6 protein-coding genes are annotated in these 7,312 nt (G+C 53.9%); 2 read left to right on the plus strand and 4 right to left on the minus strand.

What is annotated here, in order from left to right:
• Positions 1-435: 435 nt before the first annotated feature.
• The 4 genes from glpK to ACFPYJ_RS04340 are packed head-to-tail and all read right to left on the minus strand — an operon-like array spanning position 436 to position 5,185.
• Complete coding sequence (gene glpK / locus ACFPYJ_RS04325) at positions 436-1,938, minus strand: glycerol kinase GlpK (RefSeq protein ID WP_379186805.1); 1,503 nt, start codon at positions 1,936-1,938, stop codon at positions 436-438.
• Positions 1,939-1,950: 12 nt separating this feature from the next.
• On the minus strand, positions 1,951-2,889 hold the full coding sequence (locus tag ACFPYJ_RS04330) for a transketolase family protein (protein ID WP_379186806.1): 939 nt from the start codon (positions 2,887-2,889) through the stop codon (positions 1,951-1,953).
• Positions 2,890-2,891: 2 nt separating this feature from the next.
• Entirely contained in the window at positions 2,892-3,731 is an 840-nt protein-coding gene (locus ACFPYJ_RS04335; RefSeq protein ID WP_379186807.1) for a transketolase, read from the minus strand.
• Between the two features lie 17 nt (positions 3,732-3,748).
• Positions 3,749-5,185 carry an L-fucose/L-arabinose isomerase family protein gene (locus ACFPYJ_RS04340; protein WP_379186827.1) on the minus strand — a complete coding sequence of 479 codons (1,437 nt, stop codon included), beginning with the start codon at positions 5,183-5,185 and terminating at the stop codon, positions 3,749-3,751.
• A 259-nt stretch (positions 5,186-5,444) separates the two neighbouring features.
• Between ACFPYJ_RS04340 and ACFPYJ_RS04345 the strand changes: the two genes are divergently transcribed.
• Positions 5,445-6,485 carry a LacI family DNA-binding transcriptional regulator gene (locus tag ACFPYJ_RS04345; RefSeq protein ID WP_379186808.1) on the plus strand — a complete coding sequence of 347 codons (1,041 nt, stop codon included), beginning with the start codon at positions 5,445-5,447 and terminating at the stop codon, positions 6,483-6,485.
• 46 nt (positions 6,486-6,531) lie between these two features.
• On the plus strand, positions 6,532-7,119 hold the full coding sequence (locus ACFPYJ_RS04350; protein WP_379186809.1) for a hypothetical protein: 588 nt from the start codon (positions 6,532-6,534) through the stop codon (positions 7,117-7,119).
• Positions 7,120-7,312 lie beyond the last annotated feature (193 nt).

Here is a 7,312-nt window from a genome sequence, read left to right on the forward strand (position 1 = left end):
GGATGCTCCGATACATACCGGAATCCGACTAAGTTTGTCTATCGAAAGCTTGCTAATCGATATGCAGCGCTAAAACCCTCCCTTCGAAGCATCGTGGACACTGGGAACTGCCGCTGCGCAGACAAAAGAAAGGCACAAGTGCAGACACAAAGAAAGGCACAAGTGCAGACAAAAGAAAGGTACAAGTGCAGACACAAGAAAGGCCAAGTGCAGACACAAAGAAAGGCAGCTTCTGCATGTAGAGCTGAAACTGCCTGAGGGGTAAACCTATGTTGTGGTTGTCATTCCATTCAGTATTGAAGGGGCGCAGGTGACAGGAGTCCGCTCACATGTCCGGAAATGTGTCAGGCTTGGCTGCTGCCTCAAGAGAATTTAGGGTCGGAATGAACAACCTCTACCCTATTATCGATGATGAATAGCCGCAGCCTCTTTCAACTAAGCTTCCTTACTGCCGTGAAGAACCGCGGCAACCGCTCTCACCCAGCCCTCATAGTTGCGTTTTCGTTCAGCCTCAACCATAGACGGTTCATAATACCGGCGGGACCGGTGCTGACCGGCAATCTGATCTATACCGCTCCAGAAACCGATCCCGAGCCCACCCATATAAGCGGATCCCATCGCAGAGAGCTCTGCGACATCTGATTTTGTCACGGATGAGCCGATCATATCGGCCTGGAACTGCATCAGCAAACCATTGTCGGAAGCGCCTCCGTCAGCGCGGAGTCCGGCAAGAGGAATGCCCGATTCCTCCTGCATAAGCTGGACGGCGTCATAAACCTGGTAGGCGATGCTTTCTAATGCGGCGCGAATGATGTGCGGTCTGCCTGAGCCGCGGTTCATCCCCATGATGGATGCCCTGACGTTCGGCTCCCAATACGGCGCCCCCAAACCTACAAAAGCGGGTACCAGATAGACGCCCTCGTTATCATGCACCTGGGCAAGCAGATTGTCCATCTCCTCGAAAGTCGCGAACAACCCCAAATTATCGCGAACCCACTTGATGCTGTCGCCCGAAGTTCTGATTACCGCCTCCAAAGCATAGGTCACTTTCCCGCCCATCCCCCAGGCAATTGCGAGGACAAGACCGTTAGCTGCCGGCACCGGCTTCTCCCCTACGTTCATCAACACCGATGTCCCTGTCCCGTAAGTTGCCTTGGCCATACCCGGCTCGAAGCAAAGCTGGCCAAACAACGCTGCTTGAGAATCCCCGATGATACCGGTAATAGGCACCTGCTCTTCAAAAAGCTCGGAAATGTTCGTGAATCCGAATCGGTCGTCTGAGAATTTCACTTCAGGTAGAATCTCGGGCGGAATGCCAAATATCTTGCATAACTCCCCATCCCATCGAAGCTTATGAATATTGAACAAAGAAGTTCGGCTTGCATTGGTCACATCTGTTGCGTGGACGGCTCCTCCGCTGAGCTTCCATATGAGCCAGCTGTCCATCGTTCCGGCGAGCAGTGTTCCTGCTTCCAGCATTTTCGCTGCATCCTCGATATTCTCCAGCATCCATCCCCATTTCGAAGCAGAGAAATAGGGATCAAGCAAAAGTCCGGTTTTATCTTGAACGATATCGGCATATCCTGCTTTTTTCAGTGATTCGCAAGCCGCCGCCGTCCGCTGGCATTGCCAAACAATGGCGCTGCCTATCGGCTTCCCGGTGGTTCGGTCCCACATCACGGCCGTCTCGCGCTGATTCGTAATAGTCACGGCAGCAAGCTCGCACGGCTGGATGCCTGCCTTCCGGAGCACATTTCTCGAAGTCTCGATGACATGATGATAAATCTCCATAGGATCATGTTCGACCCATCCCGGAAACGGATAAAATTGCTTGTGTTCGGCATTGCTTCTCGCAACAATTGTTCCGGAAAGGTTAATGACAAACGCTTTGGTGCCCGATGTGCTCTGATCGATCGTAAGCAGATATTGTTTGTTCACAGTAAAACACCCCTATCTGCCGAGCATATTCAGAGCCACCCGCTTAATGCCCGCAGCGCTGATGCCGTAGTGTTCGAACACCTCGGCGGTCTTGCCTGCAATGGCCGGTTCGTCCGGAATACCCAGGATGCTAACAGGAACCGGCTGATTCTGCACAACGACCTCTGCCACCGCTGCGCCGAGCCCTCCATGGATGCTGTGTTCCTCCACGGTAATCATTCTTCCCGTTTCCCTCGCCGCTCGGATAATCGCTTCTTCATCCAGCGGCTTGATCGTATGCATATTCAGAACACGGCACATTACGCCTGCTTCCTCCAATTCCGCTGCCGCATCAAGCGCAACCCGGACCGTCTCGCCGGATGCGATGATCGTCAAGTCGGAACCCTCGCGCATCTTGACTGCTTTACCGATCTTGAACTCGTACACTTCTGATTCGTACACGTCTTCGACCGGATTTCTACCGATACGGATATAGGCACCTCCCTCGTAGTCAACGAGCGCCTCCGTCATCCGTTTCGTCTCATGACGGTCGGCAGGCATCAGAACGGCAAGCCCTGGAATAGCGCGGGTGACCGCCAAATCCTGCACCGAATGGTGGGACATGCCGAGCGCGCCGTAGCTGACGCCGCCGCTGATGCCGATCAGTTTCACATTCGTCGCAGAATAGGCCACATCAACCTTGATCTGCTCAATGCTGCGCATGCTGAGGAAACAGGCCGGCGAAGTCACGAACGGCTTCTTACCGCTGTGTGCCAAGCCGGCGGAAATGCCAACGATGTTCTGCTCGGCAATACCCACTTCCACGAATTGTTCCGGATAAGCGTTCGCGAACGGCGCCATCGCTGCTGAACCCCGGGAATCACTGGCGAGCACCATGATATCACGGTCCTCTTTCGCCAGCTCAACCAGCGTCTCGCAGATCACTTGACGGTTAGGTATTTTATTTGCCATCGTTACCGCACCTGCCCTTCCTGATTTTGCAGCCCGGCCGACAGCTCAATTAACGCCGACTTTAATTCCTCGTCGCTTGGCACATGATGATGCCAGTGCGGCACATTTTCGGCAAAGGAAACGCCCTTGCCCTTCACCGTATTTGCCATCACGAGCGTCGGTTTTCCCTGTACGGACGGCACGGCTTCCAATGCGCCGAGCAGCGACTCGATATCGTTACCATCTACAGGGACAACGTTCCAGCCAAACGAAGCCCATTTCTCGTCGAGCGGGTCGAGCCCCATAACCTCTTCCGTTGAACCGCTGATTTGAAGCCGGTTGCGGTCCACGATACCGATCAGGTTGTCGAGCTTATAAAATGCGCCTGCCATGGCCGCCTCCCAAACGGAGCCTTCAGCCTGCTCCCCGTCGCCCATGAGGCAAAATACGCGATACGCTTTGCCATCCCTTTTGGCAGCCAGCGCCATTCCTACAGAAATCGCAAGCCCATGACCCAGAGCACCTGTATTCATCTCAATGCCCGGCACCTTATTGTTCGGATGGCCGATAAGCTTCGTTCCAAACTGGCTGAATGTTGCAAGATCCTCCTTCGGGAAGAAACCAAGATCCGCAAGGATACACCATAACGATTCGACCGAATGGCCTTTACTTGCGATGAAACGGTCCCGGTCAGCCCACTTCGGGTTCGCAGGATCAAGCTTCATCACCCTGTAATACAGCGCTGTGAGAATATCCGTGTTGCTGAGTGAGCCGCCCGTATGGCCAGTCTTGGCGCCATGGATCATGCGCAGCAAATCCATCCGGATCTGCGCGGCCTTTACCTGCAATGTCTTCGTGTCCATTGGTTAAGCCTCCTTGTTTAGAGCCCTGCTCCACGCAGCCAGGCCCCAATTTCTTGTTCTGTCGGATCAACCGGATCAGGCGTAAGACCGGGAATATAATTGCACGCTTCATATAAAGCAGGGATAGCGTTGGCGTGAATGCCAACCGAATGATGGACATAAGGTCCTTTGACCAATTTTTCTTCCCACAGCGGCCAATCGTTCACCTCTACCCATACGTAGGAGCCGCGCGTGTAAGGTCCCTGAATGCCGCGGGCCTTGCCAAGGAACAGCTGATACTCGCCATGGTCGCCGTCGAAGCGGGCCAAAGACATACTGCCGCCTTTGATCTCGCCTTCGTGAGTTCCCGGGGAATGATCGTCGAACAGAAAATGCTTCCGTAGCCGTGGTTTATTCTCGACCGAGAGCGATACCGGAAAATTCCCGCAATGGAACAAAAGCTCGCCGTTCGGATTGTCCGGATGACGCACCGTAAGATCTGCGAAAAAGGTCGGCTGCGTGTTCATCGTGGCCGCTTGGATCATGACGCTCGTGATAGCTCCGTGGATGTCCGTCTCGCAGGTGACCGGAATTTGCTCGTCGGTCAGGATGGCGTTCGCCAGACAAGGCATGATGCCCATGGCGTCTTGCAGCGAAGACCAGCACTGGATCGCGATTGCGGTGCTTCCGGTCTGAACCGCGTACTGCTTCATGGCGACCTTCAGCGATGCGATACGCCGTACATCGGCTTCAGTCACCTCGGACCAATCCAGCTTAGCTTTAATGTAATCGATGGCCTCGGCCAATTCCGCGCTGGTACCGTTCTCAATGCGTTTGGATGCACGCTGAATATCGACCAGTGTAATGGGGTGAATTTCAATGCCGAACCGCTCCAGCAGTTCGCCCTCGTTGCACATCATGGTCCAGAAGGACGCAGGGCGCGGTCCGATTTGAAGGATGCGCAGGTTTCGGAACTGACGCACCACGTTGGCTGCAGCAACGAAGTTGGTAAAGCCCCGCTCGAACACGGGGTCGTCCACACGGCTGTTCGTCACATAAGTAAAAGGCACGCTGAAACGGCGAAGTACTTTGCCGGTTGCGAACAGGCCGCACTGCGTGTCGCGCAGCCGCATGCCGTCTTCAAGCGGAGCTTCGTCACGCGGTCCCCAAAGCAGTACCGGCTTGCCGAGCGCCTTGCCCACGCGGGCGACCGTATCTTCGGTGCCGAAATTGCAGTGCGGGAAAAAGACCGCGTCGACGTTTTCCTTCCGGAAACGCTCCGCAATGAGATCTGCATTGATATTGTCGTCGTACAGCAATCCTTCGCTGTTGATTCCCTCCAGATCGACAATATCGATATCCATACCGAAGCTTTCGATCTTCTCCTTGATCAGCACCTTGTACCTGAAAGCGTCTTCCGTGCTGAACACAAAACGGCGCGTAGGCGCGTAGCCTAATTTAAATGTGGGTTTCATTTCGCTTTTCTCCTCTGAATAGATGTAATAAATCGGATGCAACACTAAACTAAACAAATAAACAGTTTATACGATTTAATGAGTTATTCCTCAAAATTAACACCATAATTTAGTTAAGTCAATTAGTTTAGTTAATAAGTGATTATAATTTAGTATTTTTGACTAAATTAATAATTTAGTTTAGTTATCTTGTTTTAAATGGATAGGCCATGTAAACTAAAATTACTGATCAACACCACAAGGAAAGAGGCTGTCGCCGTTGAAAATGGAGGATATCGCAAAGCTGGCGGGTGTGTCAAAATCGGCCGTTTCGCTTGCATTTAGCGGGAAGCAGGGGATCGGCGCGGAAACCCGCGACAAAATATTACGGATCGCGAAAGAAAACGGCTACCTTCCGAAATTCAGAGCCGTGCCGGCGGACGGCCCAATGAAATCGCTGACGTTTCTGGCCTTCGCAAACTCGGGCATCGTGCTTGAGCAGTACTATCAGCAGCCCTTCTTCCGGGAGTTGATTCACTATATTGAGGAAAGATGCCGCACCAAAGGCTATTCGCTCATTTTCTCTTCCATTGAGATGGACAGCTTTGCAAAAGAAATAAAAACCGTCGCGGAGGAGAACGGCAGCGCGGGGATCATTCTGCTCGGAACGAACCTGAACCAGGCGCAAATTGCGGCGGTCGCAGACGATTTGTCCGCTCCGCTCGTCGTGCTCGATACCTGCTACGAAACACTGCCCGTTCATTTCGTCTCTATCAACAATGTGATGGGCGCGTACCAGGTCGGCTCTCATTTATGCGGTATCGGCCACCGCGAGATCGGCTATATCGCATCGGATGTGCGCATCCGCAATTTCGACGACAGGAAGCGCGGCTTCAAAGAAGCGCTGCGCGAATACGGCCTGGATGTGAAGGAGGAGCGCATGTTCTCCGTCGCCCCGACGATCTTGACCTCCCAGGAGGCGCTGAAACGACAGCTGGCCGCTTATCTCGAAGCCGGCCGTCAGCTTCCGACGGCGTTTTTCTGCGAATGCGACTATATCGCGATCAGCGCTATCAAAACGCTCAGCGAGCTTGGTTACCGAATTCCAGACGACGTATCGGTCGTCGGCTTCGACAATATTTCCGAGGCGGTCATCGTGACGCCCGAACTGACGACCGTGCATGTGGACAAGGAGCGGATGGCCCATTTGGCGGTCGACCTCGTTCTCCAAACGATCGAGTCGAACGAATCGGCAAAAACAAAGACGATCGTCGATACGCAGCTCAAACAAAGACAGTCGACGCGCCCTCCCGCCGAGTAACCGCCCCCCGGCATGAAGTGCGAATATTCGGCGGGGTGCGCCTCCAGTGCGAAGCGCGAGTATGCGGCGGGGTGCGCCGCCATGCGCAGCGCGAGTATGCGGCGGGGTGCGCCGCCAATGCGAAGCGCGAGTATGCGGCGGGGTGCGCCGCCAATGCGAAGCGCGAGTATGCGGCGGGGTGCGCCTCCAGTGCGAAGCGTGTGTATTCGGCGGGTGCGCCTCCAGTGCGAAGCGTGTGTATTCGGCGGGCTGCGCCTCCAGTGCGAAGCGCGAGTATGCGGCGGGGTGCGCCGCCAATGCGAAGCGCGAGTATGCGGCGGGGTGCGCCGCCAATGCGAAGCGCGAGTATGCGGCGGGGTGCGCCGCCAATGCGAAGCGCGAGTATGCGGCGGGGTGCGCCGCCAGTGCGAAGCGTGTGTATTCGGCGGGCTGCGCCACCCATCGAAAATGCCGCAGACGGGAAGCGGCTCCAACGCAAAAGTCACTGACTCAATGGGATAAAAATTATGATAATGGACGCCCTAATTTCTCCCTTAAGAAAAATGGCTGTACAGTTCATCTTGAACTGTACAGCCATTTTTCTTTTTTATCCGTGCCTGAAGATACTGATGCGAACTGCTCCACAGCGTCATAAGATAACGGTTACACCTTGGCCTATACTGGAATTAATACAGTTAAAAGACTACCATCCGATTGAAAGTGCCGCTATACTGCAATCCATACAGTTAAATCGCCCCAAAACAGCCTAATATAGCGTAATTGCAGTTAGACTATTTAGTAGACACGCCTTAATGGAAGACCTGTATACTTAAAAATAAAAAGGTCGA

This window comes from Paenibacillus solisilvae (genome assembly GCF_042656405.1).
Lineage (GTDB): Bacteria > Bacillota > Bacilli > Paenibacillales > Paenibacillaceae > Paenibacillus_Z > Paenibacillus_Z solisilvae.